15 protein-coding genes are annotated in these 19,492 nt (G+C 63.7%); 6 read left to right on the top strand and 9 right to left on the bottom strand.

The window, feature by feature from the left end; translation table 11 throughout:
- Nucleotides 1-134: 134 nt before the first annotated feature.
- From Cth01_RS20010 to hemE, 3 genes are all read right to left on the bottom strand, one after another.
- The gene (locus Cth01_RS20010; protein WP_045840183.1) at nucleotides 135-1,256 is read right to left on the bottom strand and encodes an asparaginase; all 1,122 of its coding nucleotides are present in this window, start codon (nucleotides 1,254-1,256) and stop codon (nucleotides 135-137) included.
- A gap of 195 nt (nucleotides 1,257-1,451) precedes the next feature.
- Nucleotides 1,452-3,638 (bottom strand): replication restart helicase PriA, encoded by a 2,187-nt coding sequence (gene priA / locus Cth01_RS20005; RefSeq protein WP_045840182.1) that lies wholly within the window; start codon nucleotides 3,636-3,638, stop codon nucleotides 1,452-1,454.
- A gap of 658 nt (nucleotides 3,639-4,296) precedes the next feature.
- Nucleotides 4,297-5,412, bottom strand: coding sequence for a uroporphyrinogen decarboxylase (gene hemE / locus Cth01_RS20000; RefSeq protein WP_045840207.1), 1,116 nt, complete (start codon nucleotides 5,410-5,412; stop codon nucleotides 4,297-4,299).
- Between the two features lie 216 nt (nucleotides 5,413-5,628).
- On the opposite strand from hemE, the gene Cth01_RS19995 reads away from it, so the two are divergent.
- On the top strand, nucleotides 5,629-6,495 hold the full coding sequence (locus Cth01_RS19995; protein ID WP_045840181.1) for a GNAT family N-acetyltransferase: 867 nt from the start codon (nucleotides 5,629-5,631) through the stop codon (nucleotides 6,493-6,495).
- Nucleotides 6,496-6,557: 62 nt separating this feature from the next.
- Here Cth01_RS19995 and Cth01_RS19990 read toward each other — a convergent pair whose 3' ends face one another.
- The gene (locus tag Cth01_RS19990) at nucleotides 6,558-7,073 is read right to left on the bottom strand and encodes a hypothetical protein (RefSeq protein ID WP_034405273.1); all 516 of its coding nucleotides are present in this window, start codon (nucleotides 7,071-7,073) and stop codon (nucleotides 6,558-6,560) included.
- Nucleotides 7,074-7,386: 313 nt separating this feature from the next.
- Here Cth01_RS19990 and Cth01_RS19985 point away from each other — a divergent pair, with 313 nt between their 5' ends.
- Nucleotides 7,387-7,773 (top strand): VOC family protein, encoded by a 387-nt coding sequence (locus Cth01_RS19985; protein WP_045840180.1) that lies wholly within the window; start codon nucleotides 7,387-7,389, stop codon nucleotides 7,771-7,773.
- A 30-nt stretch (nucleotides 7,774-7,803) separates the two neighbouring features.
- Here Cth01_RS19985 and Cth01_RS19980 read toward each other — a convergent pair whose 3' ends face one another.
- Nucleotides 7,804-10,092 (bottom strand): protein-disulfide reductase DsbD family protein, encoded by a 2,289-nt coding sequence (locus Cth01_RS19980; protein WP_045840179.1) that lies wholly within the window; start codon nucleotides 10,090-10,092, stop codon nucleotides 7,804-7,806.
- 205 nt (nucleotides 10,093-10,297) lie between these two features.
- Between Cth01_RS19980 and Cth01_RS19975 the strand changes: the two genes are divergently transcribed.
- The gene (locus Cth01_RS19975; RefSeq protein WP_039050725.1) at nucleotides 10,298-11,272 is read left to right on the top strand and encodes a Bug family tripartite tricarboxylate transporter substrate binding protein; all 975 of its coding nucleotides are present in this window, start codon (nucleotides 10,298-10,300) and stop codon (nucleotides 11,270-11,272) included.
- Here the strand turns inward: Cth01_RS19975 and Cth01_RS19970 are convergent.
- The gene (locus tag Cth01_RS19970; RefSeq protein WP_045840206.1) at nucleotides 11,259-12,899 is read right to left on the bottom strand and encodes an MATE family efflux transporter; all 1,641 of its coding nucleotides are present in this window, start codon (nucleotides 12,897-12,899) and stop codon (nucleotides 11,259-11,261) included. The genes Cth01_RS19975 and Cth01_RS19970 overlap by 14 nt on opposite strands.
- Nucleotides 12,900-12,995: 96 nt before the next feature.
- Between Cth01_RS19970 and Cth01_RS19965 the strand changes: the two genes are divergently transcribed.
- Nucleotides 12,996-13,871 (top strand): creatininase family protein, encoded by an 876-nt coding sequence (locus Cth01_RS19965; protein WP_045840178.1) that lies wholly within the window; start codon nucleotides 12,996-12,998, stop codon nucleotides 13,869-13,871.
- A gap of 105 nt (nucleotides 13,872-13,976) precedes the next feature.
- On the opposite strand, the gene Cth01_RS19960 is transcribed toward Cth01_RS19965, so the two are convergent.
- The 3 genes from Cth01_RS19960 to Cth01_RS19950 all read right to left on the bottom strand — a co-directional run bounded on the left by Cth01_RS19960 (nucleotide 13,977) and on the right by Cth01_RS19950 (nucleotide 16,241).
- On the bottom strand, nucleotides 13,977-14,963 hold the full coding sequence (locus tag Cth01_RS19960) for a Bug family tripartite tricarboxylate transporter substrate binding protein (RefSeq protein WP_045840177.1): 987 nt from the start codon (nucleotides 14,961-14,963) through the stop codon (nucleotides 13,977-13,979).
- Between the two features lie 102 nt (nucleotides 14,964-15,065).
- Nucleotides 15,066-15,515 carry a hypothetical protein gene (locus tag Cth01_RS19955; protein ID WP_045840176.1) on the bottom strand — a complete coding sequence of 150 codons (450 nt, stop codon included), beginning with the start codon at nucleotides 15,513-15,515 and terminating at the stop codon, nucleotides 15,066-15,068.
- Between the two features lie 48 nt (nucleotides 15,516-15,563).
- Complete coding sequence (locus Cth01_RS19950) at nucleotides 15,564-16,241, bottom strand: histidine phosphatase family protein (RefSeq protein ID WP_045840175.1); 678 nt, start codon at nucleotides 16,239-16,241, stop codon at nucleotides 15,564-15,566.
- Nucleotides 16,242-16,527: 286 nt separating this feature from the next.
- Here Cth01_RS19950 and Cth01_RS19945 point away from each other — a divergent pair, with 286 nt between their 5' ends.
- Together Cth01_RS19945 and Cth01_RS19940 are read left to right on the top strand one after the other, a co-directional pair.
- On the top strand, nucleotides 16,528-17,556 hold the full coding sequence (locus Cth01_RS19945; protein ID WP_034353197.1) for an extracellular solute-binding protein: 1,029 nt from the start codon (nucleotides 16,528-16,530) through the stop codon (nucleotides 17,554-17,556).
- Nucleotides 17,557-17,774: 218 nt separating this feature from the next.
- Complete coding sequence (locus Cth01_RS19940) at nucleotides 17,775-19,427, top strand: ABC transporter permease (protein WP_045840174.1); 1,653 nt, start codon at nucleotides 17,775-17,777, stop codon at nucleotides 19,425-19,427.
- The last annotated feature ends 65 nt before the right edge of the window (nucleotides 19,428-19,492 follow it).

Genomic DNA, 19,492 nt, shown 5'->3' with positions numbered 1-19,492 from the left:
CTTTTAACCCCCGTGCTTATGCAGATCCCTTGCGAAAGAGACAGCGAGCAAGGGCCGCCCCGCAGCGAGGCTGTCGTCCCCCTCCCGCGTAGCGAGAGAGGGGGAAGGCGCGTCAGCGCCTCAGGGGGAGTTGATCAATACTCCCAGAACATCCGCTGCAGTTCCTTGGTGTTGGCGCCCTTGGTCAGCGCCAGCATGGTCAGCAGGCGTGCTTTTTCGGGGCGCATGTCGTGGGCGACCACCCAGTCGTACTTGTCGTCGGGCTGCTCGGCATTGCGCAGCACAAAGCCGTAGGGCACGCGTGCCGAACGCACGATGAGCACGCCCTTGCCGCGTGCATCCTGCAGCGGCTTGACCATGCGGTCGGCCACCGAGCCATTGCCGGTGCCGGCATGGACGATGGCCTTGGCGCCGGCATCGACCAGGGCATTTACGGCCGTGGGCTGAACGCTGCCGTAGGCATAGACGATGTCCACCTGAGGCAGCTTGTCGATATTGTCGATATTGAACTCGGAGTTCATGGTGTGGCGCTTGACGGGCGCGCGGAACCAGTAGTTCTTGCCCTCGACCACCATGCCCAGCGGACCCCACTGGCTCTTGAAGGCACCAGTCTGGATGTTGATGTCCTTGTTCACATCGCGGGCGGTGTTGATCTCGTCATTCATGGTGACGAAGACGCCCTTGCCCCGGGCGTCCTTGGAGCCTGCCACGCTGACGGCATTGACCAGGTTCAGTGCGCCATCGGCGGACAGGGCCGTGCCCGGACGCATGCTGCCGACCACGGCAATGGGCTTGTCGGTGTGCACGGTCAGGCTCAGGAAGTAGGCCGTCTCGGCCAGCGTGTCCGTGCCGTGGGTGATGACGATGCCGTCCACATCGGACTGCTTGGCCAGTTGCGAGACGCGCTTGGCCAGGGTCAGCAGATTGTCGTTGGTGAAGCTCTCGGAAGCGATCTGGAACACCTGCTCGCCGCGCACATTGGCGATCTGGGCCAGCTCGGGCAGGCCGGCCAGCAACTTGTCCACAGGTACCTTGGCGGCCGTGTAGGTGGCGCTGTTGACGGTCGAGGCACCGGCACCCGCAATCGTGCCGCCCGTGGCCAGCACCACCACATTGGGCTTGGCTGTCTGCGCCTTGGCCGCCTGCGCGGCCGCAGGCGATGCATCCTGAGCCAGAGCTGCGCCGGGGACGGACAGAATGCCCAGAACGGCAATGGTGGCGGCCAGCAAGCTCTGGCGGAAGACTTGTTTTTGCATGAAGTAGTGCTCCGTGATTGAATGAAACGGCCTCTTGTGGAGCCGAGCCTCACACCATGCAATAGCCATGCCGGCTTGCCCATTCGCGCAAATCCCGATGGATTTGCCAAGCGCCTGCGGTTTATATAAATTGATAGCTGTCAGCGCTTATGGGTAAAGGGCTAAAGAGCTAAAAACCTTAAATTTCAGACGACTTTAGATGCTGAGCGGATCCACATCCACCAGCCAGCGCACCAGCGGCCTGTGCTCGGGCAGCGTGCGCAGCCAGTGCAGATACTGCTGCCAGGCATTGAGAAATCGCAGCAGGGCGCTGCGGTTGCCGGCTTCCAGCAGCATCTGGGCGCGCTCCACATTGGCCACGCGCTGCACCGCCATGGGTATGGGCGGGTAGATGAACACTTCGTCCAGATAAGGCAGCTTGGCCTCTCTGGCGACCTGGGTGGCGGCATTCAGAAAAGCCTGGGCAGCTTCCTGGGTGCGTGCATCGGCCCGGACTATGGCCTGAAAGGCATAGGGCGGCATGCCGGCATCCAGCCGTTCCTTGAGTTGCTGCCTGGCGAACGCCGGGTAGTCATGCTTGCGCAGTGCGGTGTAGACGGCGTTTTGCGGGTCGTGGCTCTGGATCCACATCTCTGGATGGCTGCCCTGTGCCTGCACATATTGCGCGTCGCGCCCGGCACGCCCGGCGGCCTGCATCAGCAGGCAGAACAGCCGCTCCGGGGCGCGATAGTCGCTGGAGTACAGCGCGCTGTCGGGTTGCACGGCCGCCACCAGCGTGATGCGCCGAAAGTCATGGCCCTTGGCCACCATCTGGGTGCCTACCAGCACATCCACATCGCCGGCATGCACCTGGGCCAGCTGCTGCTCCAGGCTGCCCTTGGCCTTGGTGGTGTCGGCGTCGATGCGCGCCACGCGGGCCGGATTGCCGTCGGGGCGCTGCACATTGCGCAGCAGCCGCTCCAGCTCTTCCTGCAATTGCTCCGTGCCTTTGCCAAGCGGCAGGATGTCGGGGTTGCCGCAGCTGGGGCAGGCAAACGGCACGCGCTGGGTAAAGCCGCAGTGGTGGCAGCGCAGCGTGCGGTCGCCCTTGTGAAAGACCTGGTGAGCGCTGCAATGGGGGCAGTCGCTCTTCCAGTTGCAGTCGGCGCAAAACAGCACGGGGGCAAAGCCGCGGCGGTTGAGCAGAATCAGGCTTTGCTCGCCACGTTTGACGCGCTCGGTGATGGCCTCGATCAGCGGAGGCGAGAACACGGCGCGTTTGGGCTGCTGGCCCATGTCCACCATTCTCACCCTGGGAAGGCTGGCCGCGCCTGAGCCGGCCGCGCCGATACGGCTGGGCATATGCAGGCGCAGGTAGCGGCCGACATCGGGTTCCGAGGCATGCCAGCTCTCCAGCGACGGTGTGGCGCTGCCCAGTATGACCTTGGCGCCGGTATCGCGCCCGCGCCAGATGGCCAGATCGCGTGCCGAATAGCGTGCGCCCTCCTGCTGCTTGTAGCTGGCGTCATGTTCCTCGTCGACTACGATCAGCGCCAGTTGCGGCACGCTGGCAAAAATAGCCATGCGCGTACCCAGCACGATGCGGGCGCGGCCCGTGTGAGCGGCCAGCCAGCTTTTGAGACGCTGCGGGTTGGTCATGCCGCTGTGCATGCTGACTACGGCGTCCTTGCCGTACTGAGGCACGAAGCGGGCGACAAATCGCTCTTCCAGCTGAGGCGTGAGGTTGATCTCGGGCACCATCACCAGGGCTTGAGCCTCCGGGTTGGCATCCAGCACGGCTTGCACTGCACGCAGATAAACCTCGGTCTTGCCGCTGCCAGTGCTGCCGTAGAGCAGGAACGGGCCGGGGTTTTGCTCAATTTGCTCGAAGACCGCCGATTGTTCGGCACTGAGGGTGAGCAAAGGCGTTGCGCTGCTGGCGTCCGGTGTGTGAGCCATCGTCTCGGTGCTCGCTTGTGCTGCTTCAGCGGCTTGTACCTTCTTGCGCTTGCCGGCTGGCGGCTTGGCTGTCTTGGGCGGAGCCAGCCGCCGTGCCAGCTGTTCGGGCGACATATCGCGCAACTGAGGCGGCAAGGCGGTGACGGCGATCTCGCCCAAGCTGCGCTGGTAATAGTGCGCGGCAAAAGCCACCAGCCGTCGCCAGGCCTGGTTCAGCGGTTCTATGCCCTGCAGCAGGCCGGCAATGCTGCGCAGTTCCACCCTGTCTGGAATGGCTTCGGGGGCGGCGGGCGTATCCCAGACCACACCCAGCAACTCTCTTTTTCCCAGAGGAACGCGCGCCAAGCTGCCGGGCTCCAGCCATGCATCGCTAACGTAGCTCAACAGATCACCTACGGCGCTGTGGGCAGGGGTCTGGACGGCAACGTAAACGATATGGGACATGGAGTTGGATCGGGGGAAGGCGCTGCAGAGGCCGCGGTTCCTCAGAGCTATAGCAGATTTTGAGGCCTGCAAAGGCTTTGCGTTCTGTGGATAACTTTGTGAGAAACAATGTGCGCGAAAGGCCTGAGCAAGTCCTGTTCGTGCTTGTAAGCTGGCAGGATGGCTGAGTGGTTGAATAATTAATTTATTTAAAACAAAGACTTATATGTATTTATGAGGCGATGAGGAGCTTGCTTTGGCAGAGTGTTGGCAGGGAGTCTGCCTCGCCATATCTGTGCATAAATCAGGCGGCGAGTCACTGTCAACCGAGAAGCTCCCTAAACCTAAATGCTTCCAAACCGCTGTGCAAAGTCCTTAACTTCTCAAAAAATAGCACTAGAGCCAGCAGCCATGAGGTATGCAGTTATCTTGAAGCATCCATATGTGGATAACTTCCGTCAATCGATGCCAAGGTGGATGAAAAAATAAAAAAGCGCCAGGCACTGCTGGCGCCGAATTTTTCAGGGTCTGAGATTTAGTGATTTGAAATCAATGATTTGCTGCCGCTTTGCTGCATCTCAGACCGGCAATTGTCGCTCAATAACCATTTGATTTTATCGGGTGATTGAGGCCCGTTGTTCTGCAACAAATGCCTGGGAAGGCACTTGTTGCAGGGGAGTCAGTCCTTTGTGCGCAGCAGGCGCGAGTGGCTGTGCACAGCTTCGACCAGCGCGGCCACATGTTCGGGCGGGGTGAACTGGCTGATGCCGTGACCCAGATTGAAGATGTGGGTGGGGCCGGTGGTGCTCTTGTCGGTATGAGGCTTGCCAAAGCTGTCCAGCACGGCACGCGCCTGGGCGGCGACCTGCTCGGGTGCGGCAAACAGCACATTCGGGTCGATATTGCCCTGCAGCGCCTTGCCGGTGCCGCCGACCTCGCCGCCCACAATGGCGCGCGCCTTGCCCAGATTGGCCGTCCAGTCCAGACCCAGCACTTCGCAGTCGATGTCCTTCATGTCGGGCAGCCAGATGCCGCCACCCTTGGTGAAGACGATGCGGGGCACGTCGCTGCCGTCCACGCCGGTGCGCTTGAGCTGAGCCAGCACGCGCTTGGTATAGGCGAGGCTGAATTCCTGGAAAGCACCGTCGGCCAGCACGCCGCCCCAGCTGTCAAAAATCATCACGGCCTGTGCGCCGGCATCGATCTGGGCGTTCAGGTATGCAGCCACGCTGTCGGCGTTGACTTCCAGGATGCGGTGCATCAGGTCGGGGCGCGAGTACATCAGCGACTTGACGGTGCGGTAGTCATCGCTGCCCTTGCCCTCGGTCATGTAGCAGGCCAGAGTCCAGGGGCTGCCCGAGAAGCCGATCAGCGGCACACGTCCATTGAGCACCTTGCGGATATTGGTGACGGCGTCAAACACATAGCGCAGCTTGTCCATGTCGGGCACGGCCAGCTCGGCCACGGCGGCCTCGTCGCGCACGACCTTGGCAAAGCGCGGCCCCTCGCCTTCGGCGAACGACAGGCCAAGGCCCATGGCGTCGGGCACGGTCAGAATGTCGCTGAACAGAATGGCTGCGTCCAGCGGGAAGCGATCCAGCGGCTGCAGGGTCACCTCGGTGGCGTAGTCCACATTGGTGGCCAGGCCCATGAAGCTGCCGGCCTTGGCGCGGGTGGCCTTGTACTCGGGCAGGTAGCGTCCCGCCTGGCGCATCAGCCACAGGGGCGTGTAGTCAGTAGCCTGGCGACGGCATGCGCGCAGGAAGGTGTCATTGGTCAGGGGGGCGAAACTCATATGCCGATTGTCGCCCACTCCGGCTTTCCCATTCACCACAATCCCGAGCGGCAATTCAGCTCTCTGTGCAGGTATAGCTGTTGCAAGGCCTTGTCACGAAAACGTCATCCAAATGTCGCGCAGGCTTCATCTGCGTTTTCCACAATGGCGCCACGCAGACACACCGTGTGGCACAGGCAGGCCGCCAACTGCGTCCAACACCGGAGGAAAGCAGACATGAGGCATCCCGAGATTCTTGATGCGCTGAATGGCCAGAGCATCGCGACGACACAGTCATCGGCTCCCTCGCTTTCCCATCGTCCCGCTAGTCCCGCACACGCTGCAGCGCCTGCTTTGCGCCTGCAGGTGCGCTGGGCCCGGCATCTGGACGAGGTTCGCCAGGCCCAGCGCCTACGTTACCAGATCTTTGCCGAAGAAATGGGCGCTGTGCTGCAGACGCCTGTGGCTGGCCACGATATCGATGTCTTTGACGATTTCTGCGAGCATCTGATGGTTTGCGATGAAGAGCAGAACAAGGTGATCGGCACCTACCGTCTGCTGACCCCTGCCCAGGCCCAGCGTGCCGGCGGTCTGTACAGCGATCAGGAATTCGATCTCTCGCCCATCAACGCCTGGCGGGCACAGATGGTCGAGCTGGGGCGCAGCTGCGTGCATGCGGAGCATCGCCAGGGCGGCGTGATTCTGGCGCTCTGGGGGGCGTTGGCCGAATTCATGCAGCGCAACCGGCTCGAGGCCATGGTGGGCTGCGCCAGCATTCCCATGCAGTACCCGGGCCTGGCCCATGGCGAAGGTCCGGCACGAATCTGGCAGCAACTGCGCCAGAGCCATCTGGCCGAGCACGAGCTGCAGGTGCGCCCCCGAGTAGCCCTGCCCGAGGAGTTGGCGCATATCAGCAATGTCTCGGCAGATGCGTTGAAGGTCGAGCCGCCAGCGCTGATCCAGGGCTATCTGCGTGCCGGTGCCAAGGTGCTGGGGGCGCCGGCCTGGGACAGCGACTTCAATACGGCCGATCTGCCCATCATGATGCGCATGCAGGATCTACCCTCTCGCTACCGTCGACTGTTCGGGCGCATGAAGGCCTGAGGCGAGAGCAGAAAGCAAAAAGCCTGTGGCCATGCCACAGGCTTTTTTGATGGCGGGACGGGTCATGCCGCGTGGCTGGGCTCATCTTCCAGGCCTTCGGCAAACAGGCCCAGCGCCGTAACCATCAGGCCCAGCATGAGGAAGGCATAGGCTGCAATGGACAGCACCAGACTCATGCTGTAGCCCCATTGCAGAACCGAGCAGGCCCAATCCCAGGACCCATAAAGCGCGCTGCACTGATTGCTGGCCGGCATGTGCACATACCAGGTGACGGCGATCCACATCAGGACCAGCATCACCACCGTGGTGCGAAGCTTGTGCGACGGCGTCTGGTCCATGTTCTTGAGCAAGACCAACGGTATGGCTCCGCCCCAGACAAACATCATCAGCCAACTGAAGGCAGGAGCCTGCGCCAGTGCCTGTTGCAACCAGTGCATCTTGGGCATGCTGTTGATGCTGGCCAGGATGTCCCAGGCAAAAGGCAGGGCCAGACCGGCGATTGCCAGACTGGCCAGCGCCAGTGCACGCAACAGGCAAAGACGTTTGTGAGACGGCTGGTGGATAAGGTTGGCATGCATGGCTTACCTCCTGTGCAGTTCAGGCAGTCCGCAGTGGTCAACGCGTGCAAGGCTGGCAAGGGCTGGAAACTGCGGTTGCGCCTGGCTTGTGGGCAGTTCCAGTCTAGAGCTTTTGCCTGGTTTGTGCCATAGGCACTATGCGCCTGCTTGAAGTCGCGCTCCACTCCAAGGCGAGGCCGATGTGCCCAGTCGTAAAGTTGATTGCGCCAGGTTCATTGAGCTTGCCGGGGCTGGCATCTGCTCACCCCTGGGGCTAAGCTTGGTCTGCTCGACTCAGGGCCATGACCCCGCAGCGCCGGGCAAAGGAGTTCTTATGCTGAGCCATTCTGCTGTGACGACGATGCTGCCGGTGATGGATATGGCGCGTGCTCGTGCTTTCTACGAAGAAAGCCTGGGTCTGCAGCCAGGAGAGCTGCGGCCCGATGGAAAGTTTGTCTACCTGGTTGGCGGCAGTGCGCTGGCCCTGTTTCCAAAGCCTGGCGGCACCAAGGCCGAGCACACGGCCATCAGCTTTCGGGTGCCCGATATCGTTGCCAGCATTCGGGAACTGAAAAGCCGGGGTGTGGTGTTTGAGGACTACGACTTCCCCGACTTCAAGACCGTCAACCATGTCTGCGTGCTGGGGTCCGAGAAAGCCGCCTGGTTCAAGGACACCGAGGGTAACTACCTCTGCCTGCACGAGGAAGTGGCGCCAGCCTGAATTGCGTCATGCTTTGCGCGCGGTAATGGCCTAGATCTGTTTGAGTGCGTCAAGCACCTCGCTTTTGGAGAGCAGCTCGCTCAGCACCACAGGCTGCTTGCCGGGCAGGTACAGCACGTAGACGGGGACGCCGCTGCGCCCCAGCGATTGCAGTGCCTGGGTGATGGCCGGGTCCTGGCGCGTCCAGTCGGCGCGCAGCAGCTGCACCTGGTGCTGCGCAAAGGCCGCAAGCACCTCGGCATTGCTGAGCGTGGTGCGCTTGTTGACCTGGCAGGTCACGCACCAAGCGGCCGTGAAGTCCACAAACACCGGCTGGCCCGAGGCATGGGCAGACTGAACCTTGTCTGCCGACCAGGGTTGCCAGAGTTCGCCGGCCTGTGTTTGAGCCTGGCCCGCAGGCTCGGCCTTGATCAGCGGCAGGGCGTAATAGGCCACGCCCGCGGCCAGCAGCAGGGCGAGAGCGCCGAGGCTGATGCGGCTCTTGCCGCGCAGGCCCAGGGCCCAAATCAGCGCGGCCAGCACCAGCAGCAGGGCCAGCAGGGCCGCAGCGGCATCCATGCCGCCCTGATGGCCCAGCACCCAGACCAGCCAGACCACGGTGGCAAACATGGGGAAAGCCATGGCGTGGCGGAAGGTCTGCATCCAGGGGCCGGGCCGCGGCAGCCAGCCCACGACGGCAGGCACGAAGCTGGCCAGCAGATAGGGCAGGGCCATGCCGACGCCGAGTGCGGCAAACACTGTCAGTGCCTGCGCCGCAGGCATATCGATGGCAAAGCCCAGCGAGGCCCCCATGAAGGGCGCCGTGCAGGGCGAGGCAATCGCCACGGCCAGCACGCCGGAGAGAAAGGAGTCCAGCACCGGGTTGCGCGCCTGGGCGCTGGCAATGCTGCTGGGCAGCAGGCTGCCGAACTCGAACAGTCCGGCCAGATTCAGCCCCAGCACGGTGAACAGCGCCGCCAGCAGCGACACGACCACGGGCGACTGCAGCTGGAAGCCCCAGCCCAGCTGCTGGCCGGCCGCGCGCAGGCCCAGCAGCAGTGCGCCGAGTGCCACAAAGGACAGCACCACGCCGGCGGTATAGGCCAGCCCGCCCAGCCTCTGGGCTTGGCGGTTCTGGCCATGGCCCGCAAAGCCCAGCACCTTGATGGCCAGTACGGGAAACACACAGGGCATGAGATTGAGGATCAGGCCGCCGATCAGGCCGCCCAGCAGGGCCGCCCAGAGGCTGCCTGCACTGGCCGTATTGCCTGCCGGTACGGGCTGTGAAGCGGTCTTGTTGGCCTCCAGCGCCGCTGCCAGGGCCGGCGATACGCCAGCCAGTGCGGGGGCGCTCCATCGGCCCTGCACGGCCAGTTCGCTGCGCCAGCCAGCGCTTTCGCCGCGCTCCAGCGCGGCAGCGCGCTCAGCAGGCGGCAGGGCCAGCACCACGGCCAGTTGCGCCGCGGTTTCGCCGCGCATATCGGACAGCGGCATGTTCTCTCCCACCCAGACCTCTCCGTCCCAGTGCTGCTTCCAGTCCTTGCCTGACTCTGCGGCATGTTTGAAGGTGTCGGCGTTCTCGGGATAGAACTCCAGTGTTTTGCCCTTGAGGCTGGCCGGCAGTCCGGGTATGCGCAGCGTCACTCGGTCGTCGGGCAGGTTCGTGCCTTCGGCCTTGCCGGACTCGACAAGGGCCTGGCCGCCCTGGCTCAGCGCCTGGGGCTGGCCGGCCTGTGCCTGCACAAAGGCCTGGCTGTGAGGGGCGCTGCTGCCCTGAACGGGGATCTGCAACTGGAAGTTGCCGGACTCGGGAATGCATTCCACGCGGCAGACCAGCCATTCGGCGGCCAGGCCCAGATCCACTACGCCTGAGGCCGGTGCCTTGAAGTCGGCAGCGACCTTGATGGGCACCGGCAGCAGCACCGTGTCCTCATAGCCATAGTTGACCAGGGGGCCCACGCGCAGCGCATGAGGCAGCGGCCAGGCGATGGGGCCGGCCTCCAGGCCCGGAGGCAGTTGCCACTGCAGCACGGTGGGTAGGCCCGAATCGCCAGCATTTTTCCAATAGGTATGCCATTCGGGCTGGTGGGTGATCTTCAACCCCAGCCAGAAGACCTGACCGGCGGTGATGCCCTCGGGGGCCTGGGCCACCAGCTCGGCCTGCACGCGCGGCGTCTGCACGGTGGCGGCACCCGAAGCCGCATTCTTCAGCAGGATCTGCGCGCCAGCGCCGGTGGCAAAAGCACAGGCCCAGACGGCCAGCGCCAGCATCAGCCAGAGTGAAAGGCGCTGCGAGAGGCGGCGGGGTCCGGTGGTCAGGGAAAGGGCTTGAGAAGACATGGCGGACGGTGGGAGTCTGTAGCGGTGTTTTTGGTTCCCTGCACGGGGGCGGCCGATTGGCAAAACCAATGCTTGCATAGGCGCATGGTATTGGACAGAAGGCGCGGGCGGACTCCATCATGGTTCGGCCTGCAAGGCTCAAACAGCCCGCAGCCGGAGCCGGTCGCAGGAGTCCGTTGCCGGGCAATTACAGGAGACAAGCATTATGGTGAATACTTCACGCCGCCGCTTTCTTGCCACCTCGGCTGCCTGTGCTGCCACCGCGCTGCCCTGGCATGCGGCCGCTGCGCCCGGCTATCCGGACAAGCCGGTACGAGTCATCGTGCCGTTTCCGGCCGGTGGCACCACCGACGTCGTGGCCCGGCTGACCATGCAGAAGTTGGGTGAACTTGCGGGCCAGTCCTTCGTGGTCGACAACAAGAGTGGCGCCAACGGCGTCATAGGCTCCGAGCTGGCGGCCCGCGCAGCACCCGACGGCTATACCTTGCTGATGAACACGGCGGGAGCGCAGACCCTGAGCCCAGTGCTCTACAAGACCGGCTACGAGGCGCTGGCCAGCTTCGAGCCCATCAGCCATCTGTGCGATGTGGGCTTTGTGGTGATTGCGCGCAAGGACCTGCCCGTCAACAGCATGCAGGAGCTGACGGCCATGGCCAAGCAGGGCAAGCCGCTGAGCGCCTCCTCGGGCAGCAGCATGATTTCGCTGATCACCGAGCAGTTCAAGAAAGTGATCGAGGCACCGGGCATCGTGAATGCCCAGTACAAGGGCACGGGCCCGCAGATGCAGGCCGTGGTGGCGGGCGAGGTGGACTTCTCGTTCGACTCCTTCACCTCGGTGGAGATGATTCGCGCTGGCAAGGTCAAGGCCCTGGCCGTGCTGCTGCCCCAGCGTGTACCGGCCTTTGCGCAGCTGCCCACGCTGCGCGAGCTGGGCATAGCGGGCATGGATTTCAATTCCTGGTCGGGGCTGCTGGCTCCCAAGGGTACGCCTCAGGACATCGTGGGCTATCTGGCCCAGCAGATGGACAAGATCATGCAGATGCCTGATGTGCTGGCCAGGCTTGCCGGCTACAACTACATGCCGCGGCGCAGCACGCCCCAGGAGTTCGGTCGGCTCATTGCCGCCGACCATGAGCGCTGGAAGCGCATCGTCAAGGAAACAGGCATCACCCTGGGCTAGCTTCGCGCGAAGCAGATCCGGCCTCCGCGGCCAGGTTGGCGACGGAGCTGGGCGGCTGCCCGCCCACCTCGGCCGGGATGGCGATGCGCTTGCAAGGCTCGGCACTGGCCATCAGCGCATCGCTGTCCACGGGGGCCTGTGCTTGGAGTTCCTCTGCCGTCTGGGCCTGCGCCTTCGTCCTTGCGGGCTGTGCCGGGGCCTGGGCTGCAGCCGGCAGCATATGCGCCTGGCGCCAGTGGCCCCAGCGGTAATAGGCCAGCATCATCAGCATGGAGCAGACGGAGCTGATGGGAAAGCTCCACCAGATGGCATCCACGCCCATCACGGGTTGCAGCCAGCGCGCCACGGGCACGCGTATGCCCCACATGGCAATTGCCAGGATGAGCACCGGCGCCATGACAGCACCCGTCGAACGCACCACGCCGGCCAGCACAAAGGTCACGCCGAAGAAGAGGAAGGAGCCTATGGCAATGTGGTTGAGATGGCGGGCCACTTCCAGCGAGGGGCTGCCGCCGGGCAGAAACCAGCCCAGCACATGGCGGTCCAGCAGCACGATGAGGACGATCAGGCTGCCCGTCATCAAGAGGTTGCCCAGCATGCCTGCATTGGCCGTGGCGCTGACACGCTGCCAGAGGCCCGCCCCCACGTTCTGCGCCGCCATGGACGAACAGGCCGCGCCTATGGCCATGGCCGGCATCTGCACATAGGTCCACAGTTGCAGCGCTGCGCTATAGGCGGATGCCGTCTGCACGCCATGCTCGTTGACCATGGAAATCATGGCGATCATGGCCAGCGAGATCATCACGATCTGCACGCCCATGGGCAGGCCCTTGACCACCAGAGTGCGCACAATCGTCAGATCGGGCTTGAACAGTCCCAGCTGCCGGCGACCTATCCACAAGGGATGGCGGCGCAGGCGCAGCCATCCCAGCAGGGCAAAAAAGCTCACGGCATTGGCAATCAGCGTGGCCACGGCCGAGCCCTGGATACCCATGCGCGGCACGGGGCCCCAGCCAAAGATCAGCAGCGGGTTGAGGGCCATGTCCAGCGCCACGACGACGAGCAGAAACCAGAACGGCGTTCGGGTGTCTCCCGCGCCGCGCAGGGCCGCCGTCACAAAGCTGAACATGAACAGCAGCGGAATGGCCAGAAAGATGACTTTGAGATAAGCCTCGGCCAGCGGCAGCGCTGCTTCGGGTGTGCTCATCCACAGCATGAGATGGCGCGACAGCGGCCAGCCCAGCAGGGCAATCAGCAGCGAGACAACACCAAAAAACGTCGCGCTGGTGCCAAGCACACGTTTGGCTTGCGCGATGTTTTTCGACCCCATGCTCTGGGCAATCAGGATATTGGTCGCCATGCTGATGCCGAACACCGCGCCGATCAGCGCAAACATCACGTTGTTGGCATTGGCGGTGGCCGTCAGCGCGGCCTCGCCCAGGTGGCCGCCGACCCAGATGGCATTGACCGAGCCGTTGAGCGACTGCAGCACATTGCCGGCCAGGATCGGCAGGGCAAAGACCAGCAAGGTGCTGGCAATCGGGCCCTGGGTCAGGTCGCGTGTCTGGGGCTTGGAGTTGGCGGTGCGCGCACTCTGGCGTGGGGCGCTGGCGGAGGCTTCAGGCATCGGCCCATTGTGGGGCATGTCGGCCGGTAGCGGTTGACGGGCGGTGGGCCCGGAATCCGGGGCAGGAGGTGGTTTCGGAGCGCTGGCGCAGCTACGATGATGGCCATGAGCAATACCCCGACCACTCTCGCAAGCGCGCTTCCCCGCTGGCCGTCACGCTTCTGGGCCCAGGCCTCGGCCCATGACTTTGCCCTGGCCCAGAGCAATGGTCTGGCCGCCGATACCGTGGCCGTGCTGCCCGTGGCGGCAGTGGAGCAGCATGGGCCGCATCTGCCGCTGTCGGTGGATGCCAGCCTGATAGAGGGCGTCATCGATGCCGCTCTGGCGCAACTGCCCGCTGAGCTGCCGGTGCTGTTTCTGCCGCCGCAGAACATCGGTTTTTCGGTCGAGCATACGCACTATGCGGGCACCTTGAGCCTGCAGCCGGCCACGCTGATTGCACTGTGGACGGAGCTGGGCGCCTGCGTGGCGCGCGCCGGCATCAGAAAGCTGCTGCTGCTCAACGGTCATGGTGGCCAGGTCAGCGTGATGGACATCGTTGCGCGCGAGCTGCGCATCCGGCATGGCCTGCTGGTCTACAGCGCCAGCTGGTTCGGGCTGGTGGACGATGCGGCCAACCAGCAGTTCTGCGCGCATGAGCATCGCTTCGGCATTCACGGCGGCGAAGTGGAGACCTCGATGCTGCTGCACCTGGCGCCCGAGACCGTGCATATGGAGCGTGCGCAGAACTTCGCTTCCAGCTCTGAGCAGCGGGCCGGCAAATACCACTTCATCGGCAATGGCCGCAGCGCCAAGCTGGGCTGGGCCATCGAGGACTACAACCCGGCCGGAGCCGTGGGCAACTCCGCCGCCGCGACGGCCGAGCGTGGCGCGGCCATGGTGCGTTCATCGGCTCAGGGCCTGGTCAGGTTGCTGGGCGAAATTCATGACCTTCCCCTGAGCACGGTGGGAAATCAACCACAGCCGCTTTGAATTCAGGAGCTTTTTACGCAAGAACAGCCTGCATTTGCAGGCTGTTTTGTATTGAAAATCAATGCTATCAATCGCTATAAGCTACTGAAAGCATAGCTATCAGTATCACTGTTTCGGAATCTTGGCCGTGGTGATGACATCGCCCCAGCGCTTGATTTCCGACTGCAGCAGCTTGGCGGTCTGCTCGGGGGTGCTGGCCTGGGCCTGCACATTCAGTTCGCGCAGCTTCTTGGCGACCTCGGGGTTGTTGACGGCGGCGTTGATTTCCTTGTTCAGACCCGCGATCACGGGGGCTGGTGTCTTGGAGGGCGCAGCCAGCGCATTCCAGGACGAGGCCACAAAGCCCTTGACGCCGGATTCCTGGGCCGTGGGCACATTGGGCAGCAGTGGCGAGCGCTTCTCGCCCGTCACCGCGAGCAGGTTCACGGCCTTGGAATTGATCTGGCCCATGATGGGCGTGAGAATTTCCACGGCCGCATCGATCTGCTTGCCGCGCAGCGCCGTCACCACGGCGGGCGTGCCGTTGAAGGGCACGATCTGCGCATCGATGCCGGCCGTGGTCTTGAACAGCTCGGCCGCCAGGTGCTGGGTGCTGCCCACATTGATGCTGCCCAGATTCAGCTTGCCGGGATTGGCCTTGGCATAGCTCACCAGCTCGCCCAGGTTCTTGAAGGGCGACTTGGCATCGGTGATGACGCCAATGTCAAAGTAGCCCAGCGTGGAGATGGGCGTCAGGTCCTTGACCATGTCGAAGGGCAGACTGTTGAACAGATTCACCGTGACGGCGCTGCCGTTGGACATGAGAAACAGCGTATGTCCGTCGGGCGCAGCCTTGGCCACGGTGTCGGCCGCCACGATACCGCCCGCGCTGGGCTTGTTGTCTATGACCACGGGCTGGCCGAGCTGGGTGGACAGCTGCTGCGCCACCACACGGGCCGTCACATCGGCCACGCCGCCGGCACCAAAGGGTACGACGATGCGGATGGGGCGGTTGGACAGGCCTTCGGCCTGGGCGGTGGTGGCTAATCCGCTCAGCAGGGCAGCCCCCGCTGCGGCACTGATCAGGGATTGGGTAAAACTGCGGCGTTTCATGCTTGTCCTTCTGTCTGAAACTTTTTATCCAGAGAGTGTGCCGCCGAAAGATGCCCGGAGGCAGCCGCAAAGCGTTCTGTCTGCTATGCCGCGCAGGTATGGCTAGTTACCGCTTGCTTGCAGGGCAGTCAGCCCCCAGTGATGCATGACCTCGCGCAATATCAGCAGGGCCGCCGCATGTTCAGCGGTCTGCGGCAGCTGCGGGTCGGCATGGCCGGGCTGCTGGGCCTGGCGTGCCAGCAACTCGAACATATTCTCGATCGCCTCGCGCGAGGCCTGTATGGCTTGCGGGTCGGCGGTGGCACTGTGTATCAATTGCCGCAGCAGCGGGTCTGCCGTTTTCAGCATGCTGGCACCTGCAGGCAGCCAGCGTCCGGCCGGCATGACGGTATCCTCCACATCGGCAATCGCGTTTTCCAGCATCAGCGCATTGGGCATGCGCTGGGCAAAGGCCTTGACCAGGGTGGCAATGCCGATGGGCAGGCGGTGCTGCTGTGCGCCTATGTCAAGTGTCAGCGCCGTATCGCCAAGACTGAGAAAGATGGAGTCCATTGCGGCTTTGTAGCACTTTGCGTTGGCTGGCTCCTGGCCTGAAGGGGATCAGGCGCTGGTGATCCAGCTTCTGTATTCGGCGCTATCGAGATGGTTGAGCGTGTTGAAGCTTTGCAGCATCAAGCGCTTGGGGCTGATGCTGAATTCGGTTACTGCAATATTGCGCAGCCGCATATTGAGGGCGATGGTCACCTCGGGCGCGGTGCCAAGCACCTGGCCCACGGCAGTGGAGATGGGGCCGCCGCTGCTGACCAGCAGCACGTTCTGGCCGCTGTGCTGGTGGCGTATCTCCTCGAGCACCTGGTGCACGCCGTCCGCAAAGCCGTTCCAGTCGGGCATGCCCTGCGGGCTGATGGTGCCTCCCATCCATTGCGCCAGTGCGTCGCACAGCAGACGGAAATGATGGCGGTACAGCTCGGGCGTATCGGGCCTTGGCAGGGGGGCCGGGTGGATGGCGCGCAGCAGGGCTTCGCTGTCGTACTCGTTGAGTCCGGACCGGCTTTGTGCCTCAAGGCCTGAAGCGCTGCCAAGGCCCTGGACTATCCCGGCCAGCGTCTGTTGATGGCGCTTGAGCGTGCCTGCATAGACGGCGTCGAACTTCAGACCTCGCTCACGCCAGTATTCACCCAGACGCACCGCCTGTTCCTGGCCGCGTGGGCTGAGCTGGTCGTAATCATCCGCGCCAAACGAGGCCTGGCCATGGCGCACAAGGTAGAGGTTTCCCATGGCGCGGATGTTGGGCCTTGCCCGCTTGCGGCGCTGTCATGCCTGCGACCTGCTGGCGCTTGGGTGACAGCACAAGGGCGGGCATTTCCGCAACCGTCGTCAGGATTGGCGCACGGACAGGGTGTGCTGCTCGGTTAAGATAGTTGAGAGCGATTCTCAAAAACATAAAAAATACGCTCCGCTTTCGGTACTGGTTCACGGATCTCTTGCACTTGGCTGGCAGGAGGCTTGTCGGTTTCGAGGTGGAGCGTGTTTTTTTATGCCTGTTCACCATCTGGAGCCCTCCATGTTTCGACGACCCCTGTTTGCACTGGCCGCCGTTGCCAGCCTGTGCGCCCCTGCGCTGTCCGCCCACGCCGAGGACATCACGCTCTATACCACCCGTGAACCGGCTCTGATCCAGCCCTTGCTGGCTGCCTTCACGGCGCAGACCAAGATCGGCGTGAAGACGGTCTTCGTCAAGGACGGCCTGCTGGAGCGCGTCAAGGCTGAAGGCCAGCGCTCGCCTGCCGACGTGCTGATGACGGTGGATATCGGCAATCTGCTGGATCTGGTGGACGGTGGCGTGACCCAGCCAGTCAAGTCCAGCACTCTGGAAGCCGCCATTCCTGCTCAGTTGCGTGCCGCAGACAACCAGTGGTTTGCGCTGTCCATGCGGGCCCGCGTGCTGTATGCCGAAAAGGACATGAAGATCGGCGCCTTCCGCTATGAAGACCTGGCCAAGCCCCAGTTCAAGGGCAAGGTCTGCAGCCGTGCCGGCCAGCACCCCTACAACACGGCGCTGATCGCCGCCATGATCGCCCATGACGGCGAAGCCAAGACCGAGCAGTGGCTCAAGGGCGTCAAGGCCAATCTGGCGCGCAAGGCCACCGGGGGCGACCGCGACGTGGCGCGTGACATTCTGGGCGGCATCTGCGATGTGGGCCTGGCCAACACCTATTACGTGGGCCATATGAAGGCGGCCAAGGAAGGTACGGACGCACGCAAGTGGGGCGATGCCATCAAGGTCGTCAAGCCTACTTTCAACGATCCCAAGAGCGGCACGCATATCAATATCAGCGGCGCCTCGGTGGCCAAGCACGCGCCCAACCGCGATCAGGCCGTGAAGTTGCTGGAGTTCCTGGTCTCCGAACCGGCTCAGAATATGTACGCCCAGGCCAACTACGAGCACCCTGTGCGCAAGGGCGTGGCGCTGGACCCCGTGGTGGCCCAGAGCATTGGCGAGATCAAGATCGATCCGCTGCCGCTGACAGAGATTGCCAAGCACCGCAAGGCTGCCAGCGTGCTGGTCGACAAGGTGGGATTTGACAAGTAAACACCCCTGAGCGGCTTTGCCTGGGCGGCCTCGCCGCTTCCCCTCTCTCTACGCGCTGCGCGCTAGGGGAGGGGACGACAGCCTCGCTGCGGGGCGGCCCTTGCTTGCTGTCCCTTGCTTAGGAGCATGCTTGTTTTAGCATTGCGCTCCTGTTTGAGCCCCTTTGCTGGGGCATGTCTGTTTCTGGGCGTTGGTCTTGCCGTGATCGTTTTGTCTTGATGTTTTCTTATCTTCGTTCAGGGCTCAGACCCGTCGGGCCGGTGTGGCAGGGCGCAAGCTGGTTGATTGCGCTGGGGGTGTTTGCGCCCATTGCCTCGCTGGCCTGGCTGGCGCTGGGGGCGGACTGGGCGCACTGGCAGGATCTGCTGCGCTATGTGCTGCCCGATGCCGCTGCCAATACGGCCTGGCTGCTGGGCGGGGTGGGCCTGGTGGTGCTGGTGGTGGGCACGGGCTGTGCCTGGCTGGTGACGGCCTGTGATTTTCCGGGGCGGCGCTGGCTGCACTGGGCGCTGCTGCTGCCGCTGGCCATGCCGGCCTATATCGTGGCCTTTGCCTATCTGGACCTGCTTCACCCCATAGGCCCGGTGCAAGGCGCGCTGCGCTGGTTGCTGGGTTACGACAGCCCGCGCCAGTGGCGCCTGCCCGATCTACGGTCCATGGGCGGTGCGATCTTTGTGCTGGGCTTCACGCTCTACCCCTATGTGTACATGACGGCGCGCTCCATGTTCATGACCCAGCCGGCGCATCTTATGGAGGCTGCACGCTCGCTGGGTGAGACCCGCTGGGGTGCTTTTTGGCGCGTGGCCCTGCCCATGGCGCGACCGGCGCTGGTCGTGGGTCTGAGCCTGGCTCTGCTGGAGACACTCAACGATATCGGGGCGTCCGAGTTTCTGGGGGTGCACACACTCACGGTGTCGATCTACACCACCTGGGTCACGCGTTCCGATCTGGCTGGTGCCGCGCAGATTGCCTGCTCCATGCTGCTGGCCGTGGTGGCCCTGGTCTGGCTGGAGCGTCAGGGCCGCAGTCGTCAGCGCTTTGGCTCGGCCCAGCGCATGCGGGCCATAGCGCCGCACCGCCTGCCCGCAGGCAGGGCCTGGCTGGCCACGCTGGCCTGCAGTCTGCCGGTGCTGATCGGCTTTGCTGCGCCAGCTGCCTATCTGGCCTGGGAAAGCGGCAAGCGTCTGGTGCAGGGCTCGGGCGTGTCCGAGGGCTTGGTCTCCAGTCTGCTCAACACGCTGGGACTGGCGCTGGGCGTGACCGTGATCGCGGTGGCCGCGGGTCTTGTTGTGGCCTGGGCCACGCGCACCGGCATCAGCACGCGATCGCCGTCACGCTGGCCAGCGCAGTTGGCGGCGCTGGGCTACGCCGTGCCGGGCACGGTGCTGGCCATCGGTCTGTTGACGCCGGCGTTGGCGTTCGACGCCGGGCTGGCCCAGCTGTTCGGTATGGACGGCCTGCCGCTGATGGGGCAGGGCATTGTGCTGGTGGCTGCCTGCGTGATTCGCTTCCTGGTCATGCCTGTGGGCGGTATCGAGGCCGGGCTGGTGCGTATTCCGCCGACGCTGGAGCAGGCCTCGCGCCTGCTGGGCGAAAGCCGCCTGGGCACGCTGCGCCGCGTGCATCTGCCGCTGCTGCGGCCCGCCATGGCCACCAGTGCCATGCTGGTGTTTGTCGACGCCATGAAGGAGCTGCCCGCCACCTTGCTGCTGCGCCCGGCCGATTTCGATACCCTGGCCACCTGGCTCTATGCCGAAGCCGCGCGCGGCACCTATGAGGAGGGCGCGATCGCCGCGCTGTGCATTGTGATCGCGGGGCTGGTTCCCGTCATGCTGCTGGCGCGTGCCCAGCTGTCGGGTAGTCAGCGATGAATATGCATGAAAATCGGCTCAAGCGCTTATGGGTATTGCGCAAGCAGCTATTGAATATGAATAGG

It is taken from the genome of Comamonas thiooxydans, from assembly GCF_000964545.1.
GTDB lineage: Bacteria > Pseudomonadota > Gammaproteobacteria > Burkholderiales > Burkholderiaceae_C > Comamonas > Comamonas thiooxydans.
Note: the sequence above shows the minus strand (reverse complement) of the source record. Positions and strands in the feature narration are given on the sequence as shown.